22 protein-coding genes are annotated in these 26,257 nt (G+C 39.1%); 21 read left to right on the top strand and 1 reads right to left on the bottom strand.

Features of this window, described 5'->3' with window-relative positions; translation table 11 throughout:
* The first annotated feature begins 162 nt into the window (after window positions 1-162).
* The 13 genes from xseA to ACE1MS_RS14150 all read left to right on the top strand — a co-directional run bounded on the left by xseA (window position 163) and on the right by ACE1MS_RS14150 (window position 14,198).
* On the top strand, window positions 163-1,521 hold the full coding sequence (gene xseA, locus ACE1MS_RS14210) for an exodeoxyribonuclease VII large subunit (RefSeq protein WP_447402428.1): 1,359 nt from the start codon (window positions 163-165) through the stop codon (window positions 1,519-1,521).
* A complete protein-coding gene (xseB, locus tag ACE1MS_RS14205) occupies window positions 1,518-1,751 on the top strand; it encodes an exodeoxyribonuclease VII small subunit (RefSeq protein ID WP_008179899.1) in 234 nt (77 codons plus the stop codon). Before xseA ends, xseB begins: the two co-directional genes overlap by 4 nt.
* Window positions 1,752-1,754: 3 nt before the next feature.
* On the top strand, window positions 1,755-2,636 hold the full coding sequence (locus ACE1MS_RS14200; RefSeq protein ID WP_012295058.1) for a polyprenyl synthetase family protein: 882 nt from the start codon (window positions 1,755-1,757) through the stop codon (window positions 2,634-2,636).
* 161 nt (window positions 2,637-2,797) lie between these two features.
* Window positions 2,798-4,699 (top strand): 1-deoxy-D-xylulose-5-phosphate synthase, encoded by a 1,902-nt coding sequence (gene dxs, locus ACE1MS_RS14195; RefSeq protein ID WP_012295057.1) that lies wholly within the window; start codon window positions 2,798-2,800, stop codon window positions 4,697-4,699.
* The gene (locus tag ACE1MS_RS14190) at window positions 4,699-5,517 is read left to right on the top strand and encodes a TlyA family RNA methyltransferase (protein ID WP_012295056.1); all 819 of its coding nucleotides are present in this window, start codon (window positions 4,699-4,701) and stop codon (window positions 5,515-5,517) included. Before dxs ends, ACE1MS_RS14190 begins: the two co-directional genes overlap by 1 nt.
* Before the next feature lie 100 nt (window positions 5,518-5,617).
* On the top strand, window positions 5,618-6,067 hold the full coding sequence (ahrC, locus tag ACE1MS_RS14185) for a transcriptional regulator AhrC/ArgR (RefSeq protein WP_031417410.1): 450 nt from the start codon (window positions 5,618-5,620) through the stop codon (window positions 6,065-6,067).
* A 33-nt stretch (window positions 6,068-6,100) separates the two neighbouring features.
* Window positions 6,101-7,792 carry a DNA repair protein RecN gene (recN, locus tag ACE1MS_RS14180; protein WP_447402427.1) on the top strand — a complete coding sequence of 564 codons (1,692 nt, stop codon included), beginning with the start codon at window positions 6,101-6,103 and terminating at the stop codon, window positions 7,790-7,792.
* Between the two features lie 124 nt (window positions 7,793-7,916).
* The gene (locus tag ACE1MS_RS14175) at window positions 7,917-8,864 is read left to right on the top strand and encodes a SpoIVB peptidase S55 domain-containing protein (RefSeq protein WP_031417413.1); all 948 of its coding nucleotides are present in this window, start codon (window positions 7,917-7,919) and stop codon (window positions 8,862-8,864) included.
* 392 nt (window positions 8,865-9,256) lie between these two features.
* Window positions 9,257-10,048 carry a sporulation transcription factor Spo0A gene (spo0A, locus tag ACE1MS_RS14170; protein ID WP_031417414.1) on the top strand — a complete coding sequence of 264 codons (792 nt, stop codon included), beginning with the start codon at window positions 9,257-9,259 and terminating at the stop codon, window positions 10,046-10,048.
* A 263-nt stretch (window positions 10,049-10,311) separates the two neighbouring features.
* Window positions 10,312-11,304, top strand: coding sequence for an S-layer homology domain-containing protein (locus ACE1MS_RS14165; RefSeq protein WP_031417416.1), 993 nt, complete (start codon window positions 10,312-10,314; stop codon window positions 11,302-11,304).
* Between the two features lie 82 nt (window positions 11,305-11,386).
* Complete coding sequence (locus ACE1MS_RS14160; RefSeq protein ID WP_031417418.1) at window positions 11,387-11,572, top strand: hypothetical protein; 186 nt, start codon at window positions 11,387-11,389, stop codon at window positions 11,570-11,572.
* A gap of 333 nt (window positions 11,573-11,905) precedes the next feature.
* A complete protein-coding gene (locus tag ACE1MS_RS14155; RefSeq protein WP_012295048.1) occupies window positions 11,906-13,477 on the top strand; it encodes a DUF342 domain-containing protein in 1,572 nt (523 codons plus the stop codon).
* A complete protein-coding gene (locus tag ACE1MS_RS14150; RefSeq protein ID WP_031417420.1) occupies window positions 13,470-14,198 on the top strand; it encodes a glycerophosphodiester phosphodiesterase in 729 nt (242 codons plus the stop codon). Before ACE1MS_RS14155 ends, ACE1MS_RS14150 begins: the two co-directional genes overlap by 8 nt.
* Before the next feature lie 46 nt (window positions 14,199-14,244).
* Here the strand turns inward: ACE1MS_RS14150 and ACE1MS_RS14145 are convergent, their stop codons facing one another.
* Window positions 14,245-14,481 (bottom strand): DUF2627 family protein, encoded by a 237-nt coding sequence (locus tag ACE1MS_RS14145; RefSeq protein ID WP_008179922.1) that lies wholly within the window; start codon window positions 14,479-14,481, stop codon window positions 14,245-14,247.
* Between the two features lie 382 nt (window positions 14,482-14,863).
* On the opposite strand from ACE1MS_RS14145, the gene ACE1MS_RS14140 reads away from it, so the two are divergent.
* The 8 genes from ACE1MS_RS14140 (at window position 14,864) to meaB (ending at window position 26,234) form a co-directional block, all read left to right on the top strand.
* A complete protein-coding gene (locus tag ACE1MS_RS14140; protein WP_447402426.1) occupies window positions 14,864-15,958 on the top strand; it encodes a Leu/Phe/Val dehydrogenase in 1,095 nt (364 codons plus the stop codon).
* Window positions 15,959-16,148: 190 nt separating this feature from the next.
* Window positions 16,149-17,576: a dihydrolipoyl dehydrogenase gene (gene lpdA, locus ACE1MS_RS14135; RefSeq protein ID WP_031417424.1), complete on the top strand. Its 1,428-nt coding sequence runs from the start codon at window positions 16,149-16,151 to the stop codon at window positions 17,574-17,576.
* A gap of 87 nt (window positions 17,577-17,663) precedes the next feature.
* A complete protein-coding gene (locus ACE1MS_RS14130; protein WP_447402425.1) occupies window positions 17,664-18,680 on the top strand; it encodes a thiamine pyrophosphate-dependent dehydrogenase E1 component subunit alpha in 1,017 nt (338 codons plus the stop codon).
* Window positions 18,680-19,663 (top strand): alpha-ketoacid dehydrogenase subunit beta, encoded by a 984-nt coding sequence (locus tag ACE1MS_RS14125; protein WP_012295042.1) that lies wholly within the window; start codon window positions 18,680-18,682, stop codon window positions 19,661-19,663. The genes ACE1MS_RS14130 and ACE1MS_RS14125 overlap by 1 nt, the downstream gene beginning before the upstream one ends.
* A gap of 167 nt (window positions 19,664-19,830) precedes the next feature.
* Complete coding sequence (locus tag ACE1MS_RS14120; protein WP_036164099.1) at window positions 19,831-21,174, top strand: dihydrolipoamide acetyltransferase family protein; 1,344 nt, start codon at window positions 19,831-19,833, stop codon at window positions 21,172-21,174.
* A 121-nt stretch (window positions 21,175-21,295) separates the two neighbouring features.
* A complete protein-coding gene (locus ACE1MS_RS14115) occupies window positions 21,296-22,999 on the top strand; it encodes a methylmalonyl-CoA mutase family protein (protein ID WP_447402424.1) in 1,704 nt (567 codons plus the stop codon).
* Window positions 22,996-25,149, top strand: a complete 2,154-nt coding sequence (gene scpA, locus ACE1MS_RS14110) for a methylmalonyl-CoA mutase (protein ID WP_012295039.1) — start codon at window positions 22,996-22,998, stop codon at window positions 25,147-25,149. The genes ACE1MS_RS14115 and scpA overlap by 4 nt, the downstream gene beginning before the upstream one ends.
* Window positions 25,149-26,234 (top strand): methylmalonyl Co-A mutase-associated GTPase MeaB, encoded by a 1,086-nt coding sequence (gene meaB / locus ACE1MS_RS14105; protein ID WP_012295038.1) that lies wholly within the window; start codon window positions 25,149-25,151, stop codon window positions 26,232-26,234. Before scpA ends, meaB begins: the two co-directional genes overlap by 1 nt.
* Window positions 26,235-26,257: the final 23 nt, after the last annotated feature.

Raw genomic sequence — 26,257 nt, 5'->3', positions numbered from 1 at the left:
TTAGTTAGAACGTGTATGAATATGTTATAGTTGTTTTTTGATAGATAAAAGACAGGCATTTTTTCTAGCGAAACTGCATTTAAACGCGTCAACACCAGTAAAAAATGTTATGATAGGTGTAGTTTTTGTGAAAAACTTGATCTTAGTAAAGGAGCCGAAAACATGTCCTCTGCTTCTTATTTAACTGTAAAAGCATTAACAAAATATATTAAACGAAAATTCGATGCTGACCCTCACCTACGCGAAGTGTATGTGAAAGGCGAACTATCAAATGTGAAAATTCATCAATCTGGCCATATTTACTTTACATTAAAGGATGATGGGGCAAGAATTGCTGCCACGATGTTTAAAGCGGCTGCCACGAAATTAGCATTTGAACCAAAAGAAGGTATGCAAGTATTTATTCGTGGGGATGTAAACGTTTACGAAGGCTATGGGACTTATCAGCTATATGTCCAAGAAATGCAACCGGATGGTATCGGTAGTCTATTTGTTGCCTTTAATCAATTAAAAGAACAATTACAAAAAGAAGGGCTTTTTAAATTAGATTGGAAACAATCGATCCCAAAGTTTCCTGAAAAAATTGGTGTGCTAACATCAACAACAGGAGCAGCGATTCGAGATATTTGTACGACTTTAAAGAGACGTTACCCTCTAGCTGAAATTCTGATTTACCCTACACTCGTTCAAGGAGCACAGGCGGCACCAAATATTGTGCGAAATATTCAACGTGCCAATCAAGATGCTACGTGTCAAGTGTTGATTGTCGGACGAGGGGGAGGCTCTATCGAGGACTTATGGGCATTCAATGAAGAAATAGTAGCGAGAGCTATTTTTGAAAGTCGAATCCCTATTATTAGCGCAGTTGGTCATGAAACAGATACGACAATTGCCGACTATGTCTCTGATTTACGCGCACCTACACCAACAGCAGCCGCAGAGATGGCAGTACCAGATCAAACGGAGCTATTCCAGCGGGTACTTTCACAAAAATCTCAAATTCACCAAATGGTTAGGTCGCAACTTATGGCTGAACGACAACGTCTTAATAAGCTCCAACAGTCTTATCCATTGTCAATGCCAGAAAGACTTTATCGACCGTTTACTGAAAGATTGGCACAGCTCGAGTCAGGATTGCAAACAGCCATGCAAGTAGATTTGATGAAGAAGAGTGCACAGCTTCAACAATTACATAGTACGGTGGCACAACATTCACCAAAAAAAGCACTTGCTTTCCATCAACGGGAGCTAGAAGCGCGCATGCAACAGTTAACACGTGCTGCAACGTATTATGTAGCGAAGCAGCAACAACAATTTGAGGCAACCATTCGAACACTAGAAGCATTAAATCCACTATCCATTTTAACAAGAGGATTTACAGTCGCTTATAAAGATCAACATATGATCAAATCATCCACTGAAGTACAAGAACAGGATTATCTGACATTAGCTTTCCATGATGGGAAGGTTGTGGCTGAAGTGAAGGATATTTTGCCAAAGAATGAGGGGGAATCGTTGTGACAGAAAAGCAACAAACTTTCGCAGAGGCTATGACGGCATTGGAAGAAATAGTTCGCCAGCTAGAACAAGGCGATGTGCCATTGGAAAATGCGATTGATTTATACAAGCAAGGAATGGAGCTATCAAAGTTTTGCCATAGTAAGCTGCAACATGCTGAAGAGCAGCTAGTATCTATTGTCCAAGAGACAGGTGAAACAACAGCATTTGATCCACTAAAGGGAGAGAATTAGGAAATGAATGAGCCATTAAAGTACTTTATTGAAAGCAACATACCACAAATCGAAGAAACGATGTTTGCACTTGTTTCAAAAATTGATGCTCCAGTAGATTTAAAGGACTCCATGCTATATTCATTAAAGGCGGGCGGAAAACGTATACGACCACTTTTTGTATTAGCTGTCCTTGAGCTTTACCGAAAAAATTTACAGGATGGTTTAATTGTAGGGGCTGTCATTGAAATCATTCATACGTACTCGTTAATTCATGATGATTTACCAAGCATGGATAATGATGATTTTAGAAGAGGAAAGCCAACAAACCACAAAGTTTATGGAGAAGCACTTGCAACACTAGCTGGTGATGCATTAAACACATTGGCATTTGGTATTTTAGCGCGCATGGATGTAACAGCTGAAAAGCGTATAGAGCTTGTGCAGTTATTAAGCGTTGCCGCAGGTGCTGAAGGCATGGTTGGTGGTCAAGTACTCGATATGGAGGGTGAGCAGCGTCAGCTTGATTTAACGGAACTGGAACAAGTCCATGTCAATAAAACTGGTGCTTTATTAAGATTTAGTATTGAAGCGGGAGCCGTATTAGCAGACGCGTCTAAACAAGACCGTGCTACATTGAAGGAATATGCCCATCACATCGGCCTAGCTTTCCAAATCCAAGACGATATTTTAGATATCGAAGGGACAACAGAAGAACTAGGGAAAACGGCAGGCAAAGATGTAGCTAGTGATAAGAGTACTTATCCAGCACTTTTAACGCTAGATGGAGCGAAAGAAAAGCTTGCGGAGCATTATCAACATGCCATTAATGCACTCGATCAATTACCAATAGATGCTAGCTTGTTACGAGACTTTGCGGCATATATTGTTCATCGTAAAAACTAAGAGAAAATCAAGGCATTGAAGGAAAAGAATATGCTAGAATAGGTGGGAACGTTTACAAATTGTAAACAATGAAGTGCTCGTGCTTTTAGCATATTGATAACACTGCTATAATAGTGAAAACAAATGCGGTGAATATTTTATTGAAAAGGTGTGTGAGAAAGGTGGATTTAAATAAAATAACTAGTCCATCCTTTTTAAAAAACTTAAATAAGAAGGAGCTTGAGCAGGTAGCGCAAGAAATTCGTACCTTCTTAATCGAAAAATGTTCTGTCACAGGTGGACATATCGGGCCGAATTTAGGAGTAGTCGAGCTTACGATGATGTTGCATAAAATGTTTGACAGTCCAAAAGATAAGTTTTTGTGGGATGTTGGCCACCAAGCTTACGTGCATAAAATTTTAACAGGTCGTGCGAGTCAATTTGACACACTACGTCAGTTCAAAGGGCTTTGTGGATTTCCAAAGCGCGTGGAGAGTGAACATGATGAATGGGAAACAGGTCATAGCTCAACTTCCTTATCAGCAGCCATGGGTATGGCAGCAGCACGTGATATAAAAAAAGAACATAACTATGTAATTCCTATTATTGGGGATGGCGCTTTAACTGGCGGTATGGCGCTTGAAGCGTTAAATCATATCGGACATGCGAAAACGAATATGATTGTCATCCTAAATGATAATGAAATGTCCATTGCTCCAAATGTTGGTGCGCTTCACAGTGTTTTAGGACGTTTGCGTACTGCCAAGGAGTATTCAAAAGCCAAAGAAGAGCTCGAATCACTGATTAATAAAATTCCGGTATTAGGTGGGAAGCTTGCATCTACTGCGGAACGCTTGAAGGATAGCTTAAAATATTTAGTGGTGTCAGGGGTCTTTTTTGAAGAACTAGGCTTTAAATATCTTGGTCCTATTGATGGTCATGATTTTGAAGCATTGGAAATGACATTATCCCATGCAAAAAAAGTGAAAGGGCCAGTCCTGGTTCACGTGATTACGAAAAAAGGGAAGGGCTATAAACCTGCTGAAGACGATACAATTGGTAATTGGCATGGAACAGGTCCTTATAAAATTGAAAATGGTGCCTTTGTTAAGTCAGAGACAAAAGGGCCAGCATGGAGTAGTTTAATTGCAGAAACAGTTCGTAAAATTGCTCATGAAGATGAGCGAATCGTGACGATCACACCTGCTATGCCTGTCGGGTCAAAATTACAAGGTATTCAACAGGATTTTCCAAATCGTTTCTTTGACGTGGGGATTGCTGAGCAGCATGCAGCAACAATGGCAGCAGGTTTAGCTACACAAAATATGAAGCCATTTTTAGCGATTTATTCCACATTCCTACAACGTGCTTATGACCAAGTTTTACATGATATTGCACGTCCGAATCTAAATGTCTTTATCGGTATTGATCGTGCTGGTTTAGTTGGGGCAGACGGGGAAACACATCAGGGCGTATTTGATATCGCTTTCCTTCGTCATATTCCAAACATGACGATCATGATGCCTAAGGATGAGAATGAGGGGCAGCATATGGTGAAAACAGCTATTGAGTATGATGGAGGTCCAATTGCGTTACGTTATCCACGTGGTAATGGGATTGGTGTACCACTAGATGATGAGCTTGTGGCATTACCAATTGGTAGCTGGGAAGTTTTACGAGAAGGAAAAGACGCTTCCATTTTAACATTTGGCACAACGATTCCGATGGCCATGCAAGCAGCAGACATGTTAGCACAGCAAGGTATTGATATTGAGGTGGTCAATGCACGCTTTATCAAACCAATGGATAAGGATATGCTACATCGAATTTTATCTAATCATAAACCGATTTTAACGATTGAAGAAGCGGTTCTAAAAGGTGGATTTGGCAGCGGCGTATTAGAATTTGCTCATGACCATGGCTATCTTAATGCAATTGTTGATCGTATGGGTATTCCAGATCAATATATCGAGCATGGTAATGTCGATCAGCTGCTTGAAGAAATTCATATGACAGCAGAGGATGCGGTAGCGCGTATGCAGGTATTACTTCAACAAAAACAGCAAGTAGGTTTGAATAAATAATGACAAAACAACCAAAAGAACGCGTGGATATTTTACTAGTAGAGCGTGGATTATGTGAAACAAGAGAAAAAGCAAAACGTTCCATTATGGCAGGACTTGTTTTTTCAAATGAAATACGTATTGATAAAGCAGGAGAAAAAATTGCTATCGATTCCCCTCTACAAGTAAAAGGCTCCGATTTAAAATATGTTAGTCGTGGTGGTCTGAAGCTTGAAAAGGCCCTACAAATTTTTGATATGTCTGTAGAAGGGAAGCTGATGCTTGACATTGGCTCCTCTACAGGTGGATTTACAGATTGTGCGTTGCAGCATGGAGCAAGACATTGCTATGCGCTGGATGTTGGCTCCAATCAATTAGCATGGAAAATTCGGTCGGATGAACGTGTGACTGTCATGGAAAAAACTAATTTCCGATATACTACGGCGGCAGATTTATCTGAAGGGTTACCTGATTTTGCAACAATAGATGTTAGTTTTATTTCTTTATCATTAATTTTACCAGTGTTAAAGACATTATTGCTACCAGGTGGCGATGTCATGGCATTGGTGAAGCCGCAGTTTGAAGCGGGAAAAGATAAGGTTGGAAAAAAAGGTATCGTTCGTGATAAAAAAGTCCATCTTGAAGTATTAGAAAAAACGGCAGCAATGGCCACAGAAGTTGGATTTGTGGTGAAGGATGCTTCTTATTCCCCGATAACAGGTGGGGAAGGAAATATTGAATTTTTATTCCATTTAGTGAATCCTGTTGGAGAAGAAGACATTCCTGCATATACAGCTTTTAATGCACTCGTAGAAGAAGCGCATAATTCTTTAAAATAACACGTGCTCGCTTATAGAGCCGTGTTTTTTCTTGTGCTTTTTTGTTGAAAATGGTAGTGTGATTATACACATAATTAATTATTTATTAGAGGTGGCTATGATGAATAAAGGACAACGACATATACGGATTCGGGATATTATTGCTAATCATGAAATTGAAACACAAGATGATTTAGTCGATTTTCTAAAAGATGCAGGCTATAATGTGACACAAGCTACGGTATCCCGTGATATCAAAGAGCTACATTTGGTGAAAGTACCATTACAGGACGGCCGCTATAAGTATAGCTTGCCCGCAGATCAAAGATTTAACCCAGTACAAAAATTACATCGCGCATTAGCGGATGCCTTTATCAGCATTGATGGAGCTTCGCACTTTTTAGTGATGAAAGCTCTTCCTGGAAATGCGAATGCGATTGCATCCTTATTAGACCATTTAGATTGGCCAGAAATTTTAGGTACAATTTCTGGAGACGATACCATTTTAATTATTTGTCGAGATGAAAACGAGCGGGAAAATACAAAAAATCGCTTACTAGACATGCTTTAAAAAATGGGGAAATGGATTCAGAGGTGACAATTAGTGTTAAGAGAGCTTAGTATCCGAAACTTTGCTATCATTGAGGATTTGACTGTAAGTTTTTCAGAAGGATTGACAGTGCTAACTGGGGAAACTGGTGCTGGTAAATCAATTATCATTGATGCTGTTCATTTACTTGCTGGTGGGCGGGGAAATACTGAATTTATTCGTCATGGAGCAAGGAAAGCAGAATTAGGTGGTTTATTTCAAATTTCGAATTCCACGCATCCAGTGCTGAAAAAATTAGAAGAAGCAGGCATTGAAATTGAAGAAGATACAGTTATTTTACGTCGTGATTTAAATGATTCTGGGAAAAGTATTTGCCGTGTAAATGGTAAACTTGTGCCATTATCAGTGCTGAGGGAAATTGGTGCGAGTCTTATTGATATTCATGGCCAACATGAAAATCAAGAGCTGATGGATGAAAAACAACATATCAATTTACTCGACCAGTTTGCAGAAGAACAGCTGTTGCCTATTCAAAAAACATACAGCGAACAATATGAAGAATATCGAATGCTGAAAAAGGACCTGGCTTCAATTTCTATTGATGAACAATTGATGGCACAACGCATTGATTTGTATCAATTTCAAATAAAAGAGCTAGAAGAAGCCAATTTAAGGCTAGGTGAGGAAGATGAGCTTCTTGATGAACGCCGTCGACTCATGAATTACAATAAAATTTTTGAGCGCTCTAGTGCTGCCTATGAGGCTATTCAGGGAGAATCAAAAGGTCTTGATTGGATTGGTAATGCAATGGGAGCTTTGGACGATGCAGCAACAGTGGATGAACAATTCAAAGAAGCTTCCGAGGCAGTGACAACGGCATTTTATGCGCTACAAGATGCGGCTTATCAGGTCAAAAATGTATTAGATGAGTTAGAGTTTGATCCAGCACGTTTAAATGAGGTGGAGCAACGGTTAGCTTTATTCCAAAATTTAAAACGCAAATATGGTTCGACAGTGGAGGACATTTTAGCGTATTTTGAAAAAATAAAAATAGAGTTAAATGAACTGCTCAATCGCGATGAAATTTTACAGGTGAAAGAGCGAAGAGTGCTTGAAATGGAATCGGTGCTCAATGAGCTTGCTGCAGAACTTTCAACCGTGCGTAAAGCTGCTGCCCAACAGTTAAGTGAAGCCATTATGGCAGAGTTACGTGAATTACATATGGAAAAAGCTAAATTCATTGTCAATTTTGAAGAATTGCCATATTTCGATGCAAATGGAAAAGATCAAATTGTTTTCCATATTTCTACCAATGTTGGAGAACCACCAAAGTCCTTACCGAAAATTGCTTCAGGAGGAGAGTTATCACGAATGATGCTGGCGCTGAAAACCATTTTCTCTTCTTCGAATGGTATTACATCCATCATTTTTGATGAAGTGGACACAGGTGTTAGTGGAAGAGTAGCGCAGGCCATTGCAGAAAAAATTGCTGCAGTATCCATTAATTCTCAAGTGCTTTGCATTTCACACTTACCTCAAGTTGCAGCAATGGCTGATCATCATTACTTTATAAAAAAAGAAGTAGAACATGATCGAACATTTACTTCTTTATCAGAAATTGATCAGAAGGCACGGATTGAAGAAGTCAGCCGTATGATGTCTGGAACAGAAATTACTGCTTTAACGCTACAGCATGCAACAGAGTTATTAACCATGGCAGAAGAACGTAAAAAACAAATGCGTTAAGCATATTCCAGAAACAGTTGTTGATACTGTTTCTGGTTTTTTTCTTTTTGCACAAATATTTACCGCTTATAAGAATGCCACAACAACACATAGTAAAAAGACAAAAATGAAAAGGAGGTGTCGTATGAATCGTCGTTGGCGTCAATTAGTCATTTTGCCTATGCTCATCTTTTTGTTAGTGTTGCCTATACAAGCTTTAGCCGCCAAAAAGCTTATACCGATGGGAGAAGCCATTGGAATCCAACTTCAATTATCGCATGTGTTTGTAGCGCATGATGTACTGTTAGCTTCCAATCAGTGGATGAAAGGCGGCGCAGTGATTGAAAAAATTAATGATATACCTGTAAAATCGCTGGCAGATGCCAAACAAGCTATGGCTAAAGAAGGCCAACAGAAATGGACGATCAATAATGACGGAAAACAAGTTACACTTGAATTACAAAATCAAGAAGCAGAGCACATCATATCCTTTTTAAAAGATGAAACAGATGGAGTAGGAACACTGACTTATATTGATCCAGAGACAAAAAACTATGGCGCACTAGGTCATCAAATTGTTGATTCAACCCTACAAGAAGCCCCTGTATTTAGAGCTGGCTCCATTTTTTTAGCTTCCATTCAACAAATCCGTAAAAGTATGCCTGGCCAACCGGGATACAAAATCTCCTCCATTGAAAAACATCAGGAACGTTTAGGGAGTATAGATAAAAATACTGTTTATGGAATTTTTGGCCGTTGGGAAGAAGGCTATCCACAAAGATTACCCAAAGCGATTGAAATTATGCATGAAAAGGATATAAAAACGGGGAAAGCGGAAATATATACGGCGATTGAAGGCCGTAAAGTCGAAACTTTTTCCATTGAAATAACAAAGGTTGAAAATGAACGACTTGAATTTATAGTATCTGACGAAAAGCTCATTGAAAAAACGGGTGGAATTTTGCAAGGAATGAGTGGCAGTCCTATCATTCAAGACGGTCGGTTTGTCGGTGCTGTGACACATATGTTTGTGGAGGAGCCGAAAAAGGGAGCAGCTCTAACGGTAGCTGAAATGTTAAGAAAGTCTTCCTAAAAAGAGGGATGGCATTTGGTAAAAATCCGCATTTTCCGCAGGCAGAACAGGTGCCGCTGGAGACTTGCGGATTTTTACCTTTTTGTTAAAAAGACCTTGAATTCAACAAGTATTTCTCATAATAACCTTAAGGAGTCATGATATTTAAAAAAACTGTAGTTTTATCTTATTTTTTTATCTAAAATAGGTAATAAGAGCATTTCGACAGTTTGCCATTATTTAGCGCAACTTGTCGATATTAAAAGAAAGTATCGGACTACATACTCATTTTTGGAAATGAAAAAGGTTTTTAAACAAAAATGTCGAAAATTCCACAGTGTGCCAAAAACGGCATTTAGGGGTTAGGTTAACGCTTTGGAGTGTTCAAAGCAAGTCCAGAAGGAGGAATTGAAATGACAAAGGTAAAAGTAGCGATTGCAGATGATAATCGTGAGTTATTAAAAACAATGGAGCAATATTTCCAGGGACATGCCGAAATAGAAATTATTGCGACAGCTTCAAATGGAAAAATTTGTCTACAAATGCTTGAGGAATTTACACCTGATATTTTACTTCTAGATATAATTATGCCTCATCTTGACGGCTTAGCTGTTTTAGAATCGATGTATCAAAATGAGAAAATGTCATCAGTCCAAGTAATTATGTTAACAGCCTTTGGCCAAGAAGATGTCATGAAGCAGGCTGTAGATTTAGGGGCTTCCTATTTCATGCTAAAGCCATTTGAATTTGACCAATTGGTACAAAAGATTTTACACTGTGCTGGACAGAAGGCGACACTTCCTAAAAAGACAAGCGTTTTACAACCAACAGTGCCTCAAAAATTAAATCAGCATCAATTAGACAGCACAATTACAGCCATCATTAAAGAAATTGGTGTACCTGCTCATATTAAAGGGTACTCTTATTTGCGCGAAGCCATTCAAATGGTATTCGAAGATATTGAATTATTAGGATCTGTGACAAAAATTTTATATCCGGAAATTGCAAAAAAATTCAACACAACACCATCACGCGTTGAACGTGCTATTCGTCATGCTATTGAAGTGGCATGGAATCGTGGCAATTATGAATCCATTTCGTCGATGTTTGGTTACACAGTCCATCATTTGAAATCCAAGCCGACGAATAGTGAGTTCATTGCTATGATAGCAGACAAAATCCGTATCGACATGATGGCTAGCTAAACGTACAGCTTTTAGCAATAAATGATAGAAAAACTGAAATAGCAATTATACTTCGAGTTTTTATAACGCCATTTTTAGACAGTGGAATCACTGTTTAGAAGGGCGTATTTTTTTATGCCTTAATCCCTTACTATAAAAAATATTTCAAAAAAATTGGTTTGATGGTAATCTTATCTTATAGGGGTGATACTAATGTAATGCAATTTAGGTTTAGATATTAGTATTAAAGGGTGGATTCTAGAATAAAATGTGGAGGTATACATATGAGAAAAGTGTTATGTTCATTGTTTTTTGTATTAATTTTGTCTATTCTTTCATTTAATAGTTCAGAAGTGAATGCTGCAGAAAAGGTTTCAAATCGTGCCGAATCAATTGTTGAAATTGGGAAGCTTTTAGGATTGGATGGTACTCAAAGAGCAACACAATTTAAAGATGTTCCGAAAAGTCACTACGCAAGTGGTTATATCCAATCAGCAGTTGATAAAGGAATTGTAAGTGGATATTCTGATGGTACATTCAAGCCCTCGCAAGAATTAACTAGAGCACATATTGCGATTTTTATTTCAAGAGCTTTTGGTTCAAAATTACCTACAGGGAATGCTACGTTTAAAGATGTCCCTCGAGAAAATAGTGCATATAATGCGATTCAACAATTAGTAGCTGCTGGTATAACAGCTGGTTATTCTGATGGTACATTTAAGCCTAATAATAAATTGACTCAAACGCACCTAAAAGCTTTTATAAATAGAACAGAGCAATATATAAAATCTGGTAAAGTTTCTAGTAATCCAAATACATCCAACACCAGCAGAGGAAACGGTGCTATAAAGGGTACGGTTGTTTGGAAGTATAACGACTTCATTGGTACTTTAGGAGATACAGGTGCTACAGTTTATCTATTTTCAACAACTGCAACATATCCAAGTTACACTAAACAAGAATTATTCGATTGGCTTGATAATAAAACTGAGTTGAAAAATGTATATAGAACTTTAGTAGATAAGAATGGGAATTATAGTATTAATAGTATTCCCTCTGGAAATTATATCGCAGTAATCTCATCGAAAAATGCAAAACGGAATATTTCTGAACCTTTAAATTCGCATAGTCAGCTTAAATCTATATTTGGTAATTATAATTATAAAGTTTTTGAAGATAACACAATGTTCCTTTATAAACATCAAATTAAAAACATAGAAATTACGAATAATACAACAGTAGATTTTAGTAATGACTTTGGTTATACTGCTTGGTAATACTTCCTTTTCTACCCTGTTTTTTTGGGGTAGTTTTTTATTACATACGGTTAGATGAAATAACTAGAAGCAGGTGATTCAAATGAAAAGTGTCAATTTTCAATTAGATGGAATGAATTCAATAGAAATTATACAAATAGATGAACAATTATTTGAAGTCCGTCTCGTAGTAGACGGTAAAATAAATATGCGATATATGACTAAGGAAGAATTAGAACAACTTGGTTCGACCTTCCAAATTGGAAATATAAAGAGTTATCTTGAATAAAGAGCCTTAATATCTGAAAATTTTATAGTTCTAAAGACCTTTTATTATTTATTTTTTATGACGATCCCATCCTATAATATATATCTAGGGAATACTATTTGTTCAAATGATCCTAATAGAATATCCATGTAATTAAGGGTAATTTTATTAAAAAAATAAAATAATAAACATTTTTTTAGTATTATAAACCTATTTATATTTAATGGAAATAAAAAATAGTTCGATGTTTTAATGATTAAGTAGTACTATTTTCTTTCTCGTTAGTGACAATGGTCTCTAAACAAATGTAAGTGGATTGTATATACTTACATATAGAGGGAAGGAGGAGGTAGCTTGATTCTAGTTCGAAATGAAAACTTCGAAATTTCTGAAGAAAATGGCAAGGTATTTATGCTTACTTTTAGTGCCGGATTCCCATTAAAAGAATTTGATAGCATTTTACGTAGTCATCCGCGACTTAAATTATCTAATTTTTCAATTTTAAAAAACGTGCTGTCTACTCAAAATACAAGTCCAGTAGAAATTGGCCGCTGGCTTCCAAATATTGAAGCTGAAATTGCCCGTGATAAAATGTCAGCCTCTATTTTTATCTATGAAACAAACGAATATATTGCCAATCATAAAGAAAAGCTGACACAGCAAATTCAAGAAATACTTGCTGAAAATGAAATTGTGCATGGAATTTTAGATTTTGATATTTCGAAGGCTGAACCAGGAAAAGCATTTTTAATTGCTCAGGGGCAACCACCGATAGCAGGCACGGATGCACAAATTACATACTTACCTAAGCCGGAGAGAAAACCGGTCATTCGTGATGATGGAAAAGCGGATTACTTTGATATGAATTTTATCTCAGAAATTTCGGAAGGCTCATGGCTAGGTGAAAAGATTCCTGCTACATTAGGTAAACCAGGGAAAAATGTGCTAGGTGAGGTAGTGGCTGCCGCACCAGGACGGGATTTTCCAATCCGATACGATACAAAATCAGCATATGAAGTGGAAGAGGACGGGAAAATTGTGATCCGCTCGAAAATTGCTGGTGTTCTAGATGATGTGAAAGGTATGATTGGTGTAAACAGACACCTACCTATTAACGGTGATGTAGGCGTTGAAACAGGTAATCTAGAATTTAATGGTTCTCTTAGTATTAAAGGAACAGTAACAAATGGCTATACAGTTATTGCAACTGGTGATATTTCTATTGATGGCGCTGAAGGTGTAAGCGGTGCCAAACTGATTAAATCCATCGAAGGAGATGTTTATATTCGCGGTGGCATATTTGGTCTTGGGTCAACAGTTGTGGAAGCGGGTGGCAATATTTTTGTCAAACATGTCAATGAAGCAAATTTAATGGCAGCAGATAGTATCCATATTGGTTTCTATGCATTAGGTTCACAGCTTTCAGCCCATTCCATTTTAGTGGATGAACGAAAAGGTAAAATTATTGGAGGGCGTGCTGTAGCTAAAAATACGATTGTCACGGCCATATCTGGTAATCGATTGGAACGGCGAACGGATTTGATTATTGAAAGTGTCAATAAACAAGAGAATAATTCGATCATGCAGGAAAAAGCTGTCCAGCTTAAAGAGTTACAATCAGAAATTGCAGCCCATGAATCCAAAATGAAAAGTTTATTGCCATTTCTCAACCAAATGTCTAAAGAACAAACAGCATCCTTTGAAGAGACAAAGCAAGCTTTAACAAAGTTAAAGGCAGAAGCGGTTACATTAGATCGTGAAATAAAGCTAATAATGGACGAAATGCGTCATATTGGTAAAGAAGAGATTGTTGTGACAAAGGAAGCGCATCCGGGGACGTATATTCAAATTGGTAAAAAATCATCTTTATTAAGCAAAATGACCAATGGTAAATTTCTGCTAGAGTTTGGTGAGTTAAATGTCTAATTCGTCCTATATTCCGGTGTTTGCACATCGAGGAGCATCGGCCTATGCGCTAGAAAATACCTTTAAAGCTTTTGAAAAGGCATTGGAGCTTGGGGCTGATGGCATTGAGTTAGACATCCAATTTTCAAAAGATGGTTGTCCAATAGTCTACCATGATCCACAATTGTCAAGATTAGTAGGTATCAATAAACTGGTGAGTGATTGTACGATGGAAGAGTTATTACGTTTTAAACTCGGCAAGCCTTGGAGGCGTCTTTTTTCATCGGCTAAAATACCAGCATTTGATGCAGTTTTAGCATGGGCTAAAACACATAAGCTCCCTTTAAATATTGAATTAAAATCAACCATTTTAGACAATCAAAGTGGGCTGAATGACTTTCTTCAAGGGCTATCGTTACCAGCAGGGAGCCACTTCTCGTCGTTCCATTACGAAATACTGGAATATGTGAAAAAGCAAAGACCTGAATATGAAACGGCTCTAATAGCCACGAAAAAATTAAAATGGGATCTGTTAGCTGATTACAAAGCTGCTGATACTGTCCATATGCATAAAAGGTACTACAAGCCAAGATATTTAGAGGCATGCGTAACAAGCGGCAAAGCCTGTCGTTTTTATGCAATTGATGGTAATGAACCATTCTTAACCAATCCTCACCATGCTGTAATAGGTTGGATAACAGATTACCCTGATAAAGTCATCACTACACAGCAGCGTGTATAAAAATAGCTATCCAGTAAGTCCATGTGACTTATTTGGATAGCTATTTTTATTTTTTTTGGAAGCGAGGTGCTACTTTTCCATTTTTGCGGTCACGATGTAGTAAAAATCCTGCGAAAAAGCCAAAGCCTATAACAAAGAATATAACACCTACTACAAATTGTAGCCATAAAAATGGGAAAGGCGAAAGAAGCTTCCCAAATAATGTATCACGCATAAATTTAATGCCGCCTGCAGCCATAAGACCTGGAATAAGCATTACAATAAATGCAGCTAAACGGGCCATATATACCCCTCCTTATTCCTATGATTAATTGTACCTGTGGATGGGGGAATGTCAAGAAAGGCTAGTAATCAATATAATAATTATTCGTCAAAACTAGACGGAGCATATAGTAGTTTTTGTTACTGAATGTTTAGAAAATTCTTACTTAAACAAGAATATGTAATAATAGTTGCGAAATTGTGAATTTGTCAGTATTGTAAAAATAAGTGGAGCAATATTATCCATTACTAAACAATTTTTATCCTAGGGTCTAAACACCTACTGAAAAATGGGGCTCAGTATTATAGCTGAGGCGAGGACAACAAGTGGTAAGATTGTTAGATAAAACTTGATTGGGACGGGCATTTGGGGATGCACTTTCCAAAGCAAAGGGGCGAGTTTCATGGAAATCTTCAAGTATATGGAAAAGTATGATTATGAACAATTGGTATTTTGCCAAGATGAAGCATCAGGGTTAAAAGCGGTTATCGCTATCCATGATACAACACTTGGACCAGCATTAGGCGGGGCACGTATGTGGACATATGCATCAGAGGAAAATGCAGTGGAAGACGCATTGCGTTTAGCACGAGGTATGACCTACAAAAATGCGGCAGCTGGTTTAAACCTTGGCGGTGGAAAAACGGTCATTATCGGTGACCCATTTAAAGATAAAAACGAAGAAATGTTCCGTGCATTAGGTCGTTTCATCCAAGGCTTAAATGGTCGTTATATCACGGCAGAAGACGTAGGTACAACAGTTACAGATATGGATTTAATCCATGAGGAAACAGATTATGTAACAGGAATCTCACCTGCATTCGGTTCATCAGGGAACCCATCTCCAGTAACGGCGTATGGTGTTTACCGCGGTATGAAAGCGGCTGCAAAAGAAGCATTTGGTTCAGAATCATTAGAGGGATTAAAAATTTCTGTACAAGGTCTAGGAAATGTAGCCTACAAGCTTTGCGAGTATTTACATAATGAAGGGGCAAAACTTGTTGTAACAGATATCAATCAAGCAGCAATTGATAGAGTTGTGAGTGACTTTGACGCAATTGCAGTAGCTCCAGATGAAATCTACGCGCAAGAAGTTGATATTTTCTCTCCTTGTGCTTTAGGTGCTATATTAAATGATGAAACAATTCCACAATTAAAAGCAAAAGTAATTGCTGGGTCTGCTAATAATCAGTTAAAAGATTCACGTCATGGTGATTTCCTACATGAATTAGGTATTGTCTATGCACCAGACTATGTCATTAATGCTGGTGGCGTTATTAACGTTGCGGATGAATTATATGGCTATAATCGTGAACGAGCTCTGAAACGCGTTGACGGTATTTATGATAGTATTGAAAAGATCTTTGCTATTTCAAAACGAGATGGCATTCCAACATATGTGGCAGCGAATCGTTTAGCTGAAGAACGTATTGCGCGTGTGGCGAAATCTCGCAGCCAATTCTTAAAAAATGAAAAAAATATTTTACACGGTCGCTAATATACAAGGTTTGAAAATTTGGAGAAGTCGCATTGTCGACTTCTTCTAATTTTACCAACAAATAAGAGCACCGTTGTAGTAAAGCTAAAGTTCAGTTCTTCTTAAGCAAAAATAGACCGCAAGCTAATTGGTAGGGTAATGGTTTAATAGATAGAATACTTTAGCACTTTTCTCAAAAGGGGGAATAAACATGGCTCAAAATTATGATGTTGTCATTTTAGGTGGAGGTACAGGCGGTTATGTGGCGGCCATCCGCGCTGCGCAACTAGGCTTGAAAACAGCTATTGTAGAGCGGGATCGTTTAGGTGGAACATGCTTGCACAAAGGCTGTATCCCAAGTAAAGCTTTACTTCGAAGTGCAGAAGTATATCGAATGGCTAATAAAACGGCTAGTGAGTATGGTGTTGACATTGAAGGTGTGACACTGCAATTTGACAAAGTGCAAGCTAGGAAGCAAGCGATCGTTGAGCAATTAAGCCAAGGTGTGAATACACTGATGAAAAAAGGCAAAATAGATGTTTATCATGGTACAGGACGAATTTTAGGTCCCTCTATTTTCTCTCCTATGCCAGGAACTATTTCCGTAGAAATGTCCAATGGGCAAGAAAATGAAATGCTTGTACCGACGAATGTTGTCATTGCAACTGGCTCAAAGCCAAGAGGTATGGCAGGATTAACAGTTGATGGCCAATATGTGATGAATTCAGATCATGCGTTGGAGCTTGACAATTTACCAAAATCATTGTTAATCGTTGGCGGTGGTGTCATTGGAATTGAGTGGGCATCTATGCTTTGCGATTTTGGCGTATATGTAACAGTTCTAGAATACGGACCAACTATCTTACCTGCAGAGGATGCTGATATCGTCAAAGAAGTAACAAAGCAGCTTGAAAAGAGGGGAGTTCGCATTGTCACAAATGCCCGTTTAGATGCAGATACATTCAAAATAGAAAATGATAACGTTTTCATTTCTGCGAAAGTGAATGAGCAGGAAGAAATCTTTGAGGCAGATAAACTTTTACTTTGTGTTGGTCGTGAAGCCAACACGCAAGACATTGGCTTGGAAAATACAGAAATCGAAGTGGAAAATGGCTTCATTAAAGTGAATGATTCTTATCAAACGAAGGAATCACATATGTATGCCATAGGTGATGTGATTGGTGGCTTACAGTTAGCGCATGTGGCTTCTCATGAAGGACTGTCAGCAATCGAGCATATAGCGACAGGTAAAGCAGAGCATATCGATGATCTGAAGGTACCGAAATGTGTTTATTCATATCCAGAGGTTGCTAGCATTGGCTTAACCGAAGGTGCTGCCAAAGAGCGAGGCTTTTCATTAAAAATCGGTAAATTCCCTTTCAAGGCAATTGGTAAGGCATTGGTAAATGGGGAAGCAGAAGGTTTTGTAAAAATAATTGCTGATGAAGAAACAGATGATATTTTGGGTATTCATATGGTAGGGCCGCACGTGACAGATTTAATTGGAGAGGCATCTTTAGCTAAATTGTTGGATGCAACACCATGGGAAATTAGTCAGGCAATTCATCCACATCCTTCATTAAACGAGGTATTAGTGGAATCTGCTTTAGCAGTTGATGGTCGTGCTATCCATTTTTAAATTTTCTGAATTTCATAACTAACATATCCAAATGTGGGGATATAGGATAAGATAGTTATTTCTCTATAATACGAAAGGGGTGTTCGTATGCAAGATGTTCAAATCAAACATGAAGATTTAGGTTTGTCAAATGAAGATGTACTTGCTATGTTCGAAACAATGTTAATGGCCAGAAGATTAGATGAGCGTATGTGGTTATTAAACCGTTCTGGTAAAATTCCGTTTGTAATTTCTTGTCAAGGTCAGGAGGCAGCACAAGTAGGGGCGGCCTTTGCGTTAAATAAAGATAAAGATTATATTGCGCCATATTATCGTGATATGGGGGTTGTTTTACACTTTGGTATGACACCAAGAGAGTTGATGCTATCTGCATTTGCAAAAGCGGAAGATCCAAACTCTGGTGGACGTCAAATGCCTGGCCATTTCGGTCAAAAGAAAAACCGTATTTTAACAGGATCTTCACCTGTTACTACGCAGGTGCCACATGCAGTTGGCGTTGCACTTGCTGGACGACTACAAAATGAGGATTTTGTTTCTTTTGTGACACTTGGTGAAGGTTCCTCTAACCAAGGGGATTTCCATGAAGGGGCCAACTTCGCAGGTGTTCATAAATTGCCAGTTATTATTATGGTGGAAAACAATCAATATGCCATCTCTGTACCAGTAGAACGTCAGTTAGGCTGTGCGAAGGTTTCTGATCGTGGGATTGGGTATGGTATGCCAGGTGTGACAGTTGATGGAAAATGCCCATTACAAGTTTACAAAGTGGTGAAAGAAGCAGCCGATCGTGCACGTAATGGAGAGGGCCCAAGCTTAATCGAAACAGTCACATATCGTTTAACAGCCCATTCCTCGGACGACGATGATCGTCAATACCGTACGGCTGAAGATATTGCAGAAGGAAAGGCAAAAGATCCGATTGTGTTATTTGAAAAGTATCTGACTGATGCAGGCGTCATGACTGAAAAAGTACGTACAGAAATCGAAGAACGTGTTATGGTAGAAGTAAATGAAGCTACTGATTATGCAGAAGCGGCTCCATATGCACAACCAGAGGATGCCATGAAATATGTTTATGCACCAGTGGACGGAGGTGACGTGTAATGGCAGTTATGTCTTATATTGATGCGATTACATTAGCAATGAAAGAAGAAATGGAACGTGATGAACGAGTTTTCATTTTAGGGGAAGACGTTGGCCGTAAGGGCGGTGTATTTAAAGCAACTACTGGTCTGTATGATCAATTCGGCGAATACCGTGTACTAGATACGCCACTTGCAGAAAGTGCTATTGCAGGGGTCGGTATTGGGGCAGCAATGTATGGTATGCGTCCAATCGCAGAAATGCAATTTGCTGATTTCATTATGCCAGCTGTCAACCAAATCGTCTCTGAGGCAGCCAAAATCCGTTACCGTTCTAACAATGATTGGACTTGTCCAATGGTAATCCGTGCACCTTTTGGCGGAGGAATTCACGGGGCTCTTTACCATTCTCAATCTGTTGAAGCCCTTTTTGCGGGTACACCTGGGTTGAAAATAGTTATCCCATCAACACCATATGATGCTAAAGGATTGCTAAAAGCAGCTATTCGTGATGAAGATCCTGTATTATTCTTTGAACATAAGCGTGCTTATCGATTAATTAAGGGTGAGGTGCCTCTAGACGATTATACATTACCAATCGGCAAGGCAGATGTGAAGCGTGAAGGGGATGATGTGACGGTTATTACCTATGGGTTAGCTGTCCACTTTGCGCTACAAGCTGCAGAACGTCTTGCTGCAGATGGTATTTCTGCGCATATACTTGACCTACGCACAGTCTATCCCCTTGATAAGGAAGCAATTATCGAGGCGGCGACTAAAACAGGGAAAGTATTACTTGTTACGGAGGATAATAAAGAAGGCAGTATCATGAGTGAAGTTGCTGCCATTATTGCGGAGCATTGTTTATTTGAGCTTGATGCACCGATTCAACGTCTAGCAGGACCCGATGTGCCAGCAATGCCATATGCACCAACCATGGAGAAATATTTTATGATTAATCCTGATAAAGTGGAACGTGCGATGCGAGAACTTGCGGCATTTTAACATACCAAGCAAGGCTGATTGAAAAAATGAAAGCCTCAGACGGAAGAACAGATTTTGACTTAGCCGTTTGAAAGTCAAAATCTGTCTATTTGCCTATCTACGTTTACTAATATAGCGCTGCATCAGGTACAATGACGCCTAGGCTTAATTGATGGGAGGAATAAATGATGGCGGTTCAAAATATTACTATGCCACAGCTCGGCGAAAGTGTAACAGAAGGTACAATTGAAAAATGGCTTGTAAAGCCTGGCGATACAGTAAAGAAATATGATTCTTTAGCAGAAGTTGTGACAGATAAAGTAAATGCAGAAATTCCATCGTCGTTTGAAGGGGTTATTACGGAGTTAATTGCACAAGAAGGTCAAACATTACCAGTGGGCGCAGTCGTATGCTCGATTGAAATTGCAGGGGATAGTGAGTTACCACCACCACCACCTGAAAAAAAATCGGCAGTAAGCACAGCCATTTTAAATGCAGGTGTTCAAAAGAAACAAGAAGCATCACAACCCGTTTCTACTCCTTCTTCAGTCGCTCCAAAAGAAGCGCGTAAGGACAAAGTACGCTATTCACCTGCTGTTCTACGACTTGCACAGGAGCATGATATTGCCCTTGATCAAGTTACAGGAACGGGCGAGGGTGGTCGCATTACAAGAAAAGATTTATTAAAACTTATAGAAACGGGCAATATTCCAACAGCAACTACTGCGGCACCAACGCCAGCAGCGATTCAAACAACAACTGAACAACCAGCTCCTGCACCAGCACAGCTTGCAGAAAAGCCTGCAGCACCAGTACCACCTATACAGCCTGGGGACATTGAAATCCCAGTGACAAAGGTCCGTCGTGCCATTGCTAATAACATGGTAAGAAGCGTCCATGAAGCTCCACATGCTTGGATGATGATGGAAGTGGATGTAACAGATTTAGTTGCTTATCGAGATAGCCTAAAAGGTGAATTTAAGCAAAAGGAAGGCTTTAATCTTACATATTTCGCCTTCTTTGTAAAAGCAGTGGCTCAGGCCTTGAAGGAATTCCCAATGATGAATTCTATGTGGGCTGAGGATAAAATTATTCAAAAGCATGACATCAATATTTCGATTGCAGTAGCGACGGATGATGCACTATTCGTACCTGTTATAAAACACGCGGATGAAAAATCCATTAAAGGAATTGCTAAAGAAATTCATGAGCTTGCTAACAAAGTTCGAACTGGAAAATTAGCCATGGATGATATTAAAGGTGGTACATTTACCGTTAATAATACGGGAGCATTTGGCTCTATTCAATCAATGGGTATCATTAATTATCCACAAGCTGCCATTCTCCAAGTGGAAAGTATTGTAAAAAAACCGGTCATTTTACCAGGTGGAATGTTCGCCGCTCGTGATATTGTGAATTTATGTTTATCATTAGATCATCGTGTGTTGGATGGACTAGTATGTGGTAAATTCCTAAATAGAGTAAAAGAAATACTCGAAAATACAAATAAATCTTCGACGTCAGTCTACTGATGACTTGTCGGAAACCTGCTGTATAAGGGTTTCCGATTTTTTTTATGCTTTCCGAGTCGCAATTTGTCATGTAGAATAACAAATAGAAACTACTAAGGGGGGAAGCTGATTAAGCGTCCGCATGTCAAACAACATGAAAAATATTGAATTTGAAAAGCCGGCCTATTCTGACTGGCAAGATGCAGCAATCAAAGCTTTAAAGGGGAAACCATTTGAGTCTCTATTCACGAAAACAAATGAGGGTGTTACACTACAGCCCATTTACACACAAGAAAGTTTAGTAGCTAAGCTTGGTGATGAGCTCGATCGACAAGTTGCCACAATCCGTTCTCTACAAAATAGTCAAGCATTCCAAGTAGCTCAGCAAGTTCATGCAGATACGAGTGAAGCATTTTTTGCACAGCTTGATGACAGTTTAGCTAGGGGTAATGAAATTATTACAATTGACAGTCGTGTTAATTTTGATTGGACAGAAGACGTATTGGTCAAATTAGCATCATATTTCTCAGAATATTCATTTAAAATTACTATTAAAGATACAAAAGACCCATTATTAACAGTGTTTGACAAAATTGCTTTGGATCAACGAGAAGCTGTGCAAGGATTCATCGTTTCGACCCAACCCATCTCTTTACATGCATTTCCGAGCGTGCGCTCAGTCGGCGCTAACACAGTTATTTATCATAATGAAGGTGCCAACGCCATTCAAGAATTAGCCTATGCACTTGCATTAGCAGCAAAATGGGTAGAACAGGAAGAAAGCTTCGAGGCATTCTCCAAGAAATTTTTTGTATCCTTTGCAGTTGATACACAATTCTTTACAGAGATTGCAAAACTCCGTGCTTTTAAAGTACTTTGGAAAGCGTTCTCATCTGCCTATGGTGTTACACAAAATGTAAAAATACCAACAGTTGCTGAAACATCATTAAGAAGCTTCTCTAAATTGGATGTCTACGTGAATTTATTACGATCCTCCAATGAAGCGCTTTCTGGCTTAATAGGCGGTGCTGATCTCTTTACAGTTCATCCACATGATGTATTAACAAAGCCTACAGAACAGTCAGTACGTATTGCTCGTAACGTGTCATTGATTTTAAAGGAAGAAACAAATGTCTTAAAAGTTATAGATCCTGCAGGTGGCTCTTACTTTATCGAGTCGTTAACGGCAGATTTTGTCAAAGAAGCATGGGCATTATTCTTAGAAATCGAGGCAGCTGGAGGCATTGATGAATACACAGCATCTGGCAAGCTCGCTGAAGAAGTAGAGAAATCGTATCAATCTCGTATTCACGCTGTACAAACACGTAAGCAATCATTAATTGGAACAAATATTTATGCTAATCCAGCAGACGCATTTGAATGTGAAACAAATCCGTTATTTGCTAGCATTAAACGAAGTGCTATTCCATTCGAAAAGCTGCGTGCTGAAATGACGGCAGCCGATGTGAAAACAGGCATTTTAACATTAGGTACTTTAAAAAGCTCCAAGCCAAGAGCAGATTTTATTGCTGGATTCTTAAATACGGTTGGTCTTGTTCCTGAAAAAAGTGAACCAGCGACGACTGTTGAAGAGGCAATTGCTTGGTTAAAGGCAACAGAGGCTAAATATGTTGTCATTGCAGGTAATGACGAAGATACAAAAGAATTTGTCCATGCCATTTTAGCAGACAAGCCAGCGGATGTACTTGTGGATGTAGCTGGGAAATTTAAAGACGAAGAAGAAGCTTGGTTAGCAAATGGCTTAAACGGTTTTATTTTCGCAGGACAGAACATCATTGAAAAATTACAGTCAGTGTTTGCGAGCATGAAGGAGGTCCAACGATGAGTAAGCCAAATTTTAATGCAATTGAAATAGAAAAAGTTTTATCAGCTAATGCGCCTCAAGCGTCTGATGATAAGTTTATGACAAATGAAGGAATTGAAATTAAAGATATTTATACAAAAGAAGATATCAAGGATGCTAAACATTTAAATGATGTAGCAGGTATCGCACCAAATACACGTGGACCATACCCTACCATGTATGTGGCTCGCCCATGGACAGTTCGTCAATATGCTGGCTTCTCAACAGCTGAAGAGTCCAATGCCTTTTACAAGCGAAATCTGGCAATGGGACAAAAGGGTTTATCTGTAGCGTTTGACCTAGCAACTCATAGAGGCTATGACTCTGATCATCCACGTGTTACAGGAGATGTGGGGAAAGCGGGTGTTGCTATTGACTCTGTCGAGGATATGAAAATTCTATTCGATCAAATCCCTTTAGATCAAATGTCTGTTTCTATGACGATGAATGGCGCAGTGCTACCAGTTCTTGCATTTTATATAGTGGCAGCAGAGGAACAAGGAGTAACGCCAGAAAAATTAGCAGGGACGATTCAAAACGATATTTTAAAAGAATATATGGTGCGTAATACATACATTTACCCACCAGCTATGTCGATGAAAATCATTGCAGATATTTTTGAATATACAGCGAAGTATATGCCGAAATTTAACTCTATTTCGATTTCTGGTTATCATATTCAAGAAGCGGGGGCAACGAATGACATAGAACTTGCCTACACGTTAGCAGATGGTTTGGAATATGTTCGTACAGGACTGAAAGCAGGCATTGATATCGATGCATTTGCACCACGTCTATCGTTCTTCTGGGCTATTGGCATGAACTATTATATGGAAGTTGCTAAAATGCGCGCGGCACGCCGTATTTGGGCACAGATGATGTCAACGTTTAATCCAAAAAATCCGAAAACTTTAGCTTTACGTACCCATTCGCAAACATCTGGGTGGTCATTAACAGAGCAAGATCCGTTTAATAATGTAGCACGTACGTTAATTGAAGCAAATGCATCATCAATGGGACATACACAATCACTGCATACGAATGCATTGGATGAAGCCATTGCACTTCCAACGGATTTCTCCGCACGTATTGCACGTAATACGCAGTTATTTTTACAAGAGGAAACAGCAATGACAAAAGTAATTGATCCATGGGGTGGATCATACTACGTGGAGAAATTGACAGAAGAAATTACCAAATCTGCATGGGCATTAATCGAAGAGATTGAGGCACTTGGAGGGATGGCGAAAGCAATTGAAACAGGTCTTCCTAAAATGAAAGTCGAAGAAGCTGCTGCTAAACGTCAAGCGAAAATTGACTCCAAGACAGAGACGATTGTCGGTGTAAATAAATATCGCCTGACGAAGGAAGAGCCAATTGACATTCTAGATATTGATAATACCATTGTTCGACAAAAGCAAATTGAACGTTTAGAAGCGATGAAAGCAGCACGTGATGAAGCTGAGGTTCAAAAACATTTAGCTCGTTTGACAAAAGCCGCACAAGATGGCGAGGAAAACTTACTAGCTGTAGCGGTTGATGCGGCTCGTGCACGTGCCTCTTTAGGTGAAATCTCAGATGCAATTGAAGCGGTTTCTGGACGACACAAAGCCGTAATTCGTTCTATTTCGGGTGTATACTCTGCCAACTTCTCTGATGAGGAGCAAATTTCAGAAGTGAAACAAATGACAGAAGAATTCCTTGAAAACGAAGGCCGCCGTCCGCGTATTTTAGTCGCTAAAATGGGACAAGATGGACATGACCGTGGAGCCAAGGTCGTCGCAACAGGCTATGCCGATTTAGGCTTTGATGTAGATATTTCTCCGTTATTTATGACGCCTGCTGAGGCAGCGCAAATGGCCGTTGAAAATGATGTACATGTCATCGGTGTCTCTTCGTTAGCAGCAGGTCATAAAACATTAGTGCCCGAATTGATTACGGAGTTAGAAAAGTTAGGGCGTGAAGATATTATCATCATTGTGGGTGGTGTTATACCTGCACAAGACTATGATTTCCTTTACAATGCTGGAGCAGTAGCTATCTTTGGACCGGGTACCGTGATTCCTGTATCCGCACAGAAAATCATTGAGGAAATTTACAAACGTTTAGGCTATGAGGAAGTGTCTGAATAATGGACAACAACAAAGGAATGGAAGAAAGTGCGCTGTTTGTGATGGACGGAGTCGAGGCGACTCACGACGGTATGCAATATGGTACACCTAAAAAATTCCGAAAGAAAAAAGCCGACACTGTTAATATTCGAGAGCTTGCACAACAAGTACGTGCAGGCTCTCGCACACATTTGTCAAAAGCAATTACCCTCATTGAAAGCTCGAATGCCACTCATAAAGTTCAAGCTCAAGAGCTTTTGCAGGAACTTCTACCACATACAGGAAAGAGTATTCGAATCGGCATTACGGGTGTTCCAGGAGCAGGGAAGAGCTCGTTCATTGAGGCTTTCGGAACAATGCTTTGTGACATGGGAAAACGAGTAGCAGTTCTTGCGATTGATCCAAGCTCCTCTTTATCCGGAGGCAGTATTTTAGGAGATAAAACGCGTATGGAAGAGCTCGTCAAGAAGCCGACTGCTTTTGTACGCCCTTCACCATCGGCTGGTACCCTTGGGGGTGTTCACAAAAAAACACGTGAAACGATGTTAGTTTGTGAAGCGGCTGGCTATGATGTCATTCTCATTGAAACAGTTGGTGTGGGACAAAGCGAAACCTATGTCCGAGGCATGGTAGATTTCTTCTTGCTTTTAGTTTTAACTGGGGCCGGGGATGAATTGCAGGGCATGAAAAAGGGCATTATGGAATTAGCAGATGCCATTGTTGTGCATAAGGCAGATGGTGATAATGTGCGACTTGCCAAAAAAACTGTCGCAGAATATAAACAGATTCTACATTTTTTACAGCCGGCAACACCAGGCTGGATGTCTACTGCAATGCCCGTTAGTTCACTGGAAAAACGGGGTCTCGATAAGGTTTGGGGAACCATAAAGGAATTCAAACAAATTGTTGAAACAAATCATTATTGGGCTACTCGACGTCAAAAACAAACAAAAGAGTGGTTCCAATCCATGATTACTGATCATTTAATAGATATGTTTTATGGGAATCCACAACGTAAAGCACAGGTACAGCTACTGGAACGTCAAATCTTAAGTGGCCAACTAACGGTTACACAAGGTGTAGATCGTTTATTTAGCGAGGAATAGGTAGAGAAGTAAACTAGTTTCTT

It is taken from the genome of Lysinibacillus sp. fkY74-1, assembly GCF_053165895.1.
The sequence above is the reverse complement of the archived record's forward strand: the minus strand, read 5'-3'. Positions and strand labels throughout refer to the sequence as shown.

Coding starts and splice junctions, on each gene's coding strand:
- xseA (WP_447402428.1), top strand. CDS start 163: ATGTCCTCTGCTTCTTATTTAACTGTAAAAGCATTAACAAAATATATT.
- ACE1MS_RS14200 (WP_012295058.1), top strand. CDS start 1,755: ATGAATGAGCCATTAAAGTACTTTATTGAAAGCAACATACCACAAATC.
- ACE1MS_RS14190 (WP_012295056.1), top strand. CDS start 4,699: ATGACAAAACAACCAAAAGAACGCGTGGATATTTTACTAGTAGAGCGT.
- ahrC (WP_031417410.1), top strand. CDS start 5,618: ATGAATAAAGGACAACGACATATACGGATTCGGGATATTATTGCTAAT.
- ACE1MS_RS14175 (WP_031417413.1), top strand. CDS start 7,917: ATGAATCGTCGTTGGCGTCAATTAGTCATTTTGCCTATGCTCATCTTT.
- spo0A (WP_031417414.1), top strand. CDS start 9,257: ATGACAAAGGTAAAAGTAGCGATTGCAGATGATAATCGTGAGTTATTA.
- ACE1MS_RS14165 (WP_031417416.1), top strand. CDS start 10,312: ATGAGAAAAGTGTTATGTTCATTGTTTTTTGTATTAATTTTGTCTATT.
- ACE1MS_RS14160 (WP_031417418.1), top strand. CDS start 11,387: ATGAAAAGTGTCAATTTTCAATTAGATGGAATGAATTCAATAGAAATT.
- ACE1MS_RS14150 (WP_031417420.1), top strand. CDS start 13,470: ATGTCTAATTCGTCCTATATTCCGGTGTTTGCACATCGAGGAGCATCG.
- ACE1MS_RS14145 (WP_008179922.1), bottom strand. CDS start 14,481: ATGGCCCGTTTAGCTGCATTTATTGTAATGCTTATTCCAGGTCTTATG.
- ACE1MS_RS14140 (WP_447402426.1), top strand. CDS start 14,864: ATGGAAATCTTCAAGTATATGGAAAAGTATGATTATGAACAATTGGTA.
- lpdA (WP_031417424.1), top strand. CDS start 16,149: ATGGCTCAAAATTATGATGTTGTCATTTTAGGTGGAGGTACAGGCGGT.
- ACE1MS_RS14130 (WP_447402425.1), top strand. CDS start 17,664: ATGCAAGATGTTCAAATCAAACATGAAGATTTAGGTTTGTCAAATGAA.
- ACE1MS_RS14125 (WP_012295042.1), top strand. CDS start 18,680: ATGGCAGTTATGTCTTATATTGATGCGATTACATTAGCAATGAAAGAA.
- ACE1MS_RS14120 (WP_036164099.1), top strand. CDS start 19,831: ATGGCGGTTCAAAATATTACTATGCCACAGCTCGGCGAAAGTGTAACA.
- ACE1MS_RS14115 (WP_447402424.1), top strand. CDS start 21,296: ATGTCAAACAACATGAAAAATATTGAATTTGAAAAGCCGGCCTATTCT.
- scpA (WP_012295039.1), top strand. CDS start 22,996: ATGAGTAAGCCAAATTTTAATGCAATTGAAATAGAAAAAGTTTTATCA.
- meaB (WP_012295038.1), top strand. CDS start 25,149: ATGGACAACAACAAAGGAATGGAAGAAAGTGCGCTGTTTGTGATGGAC.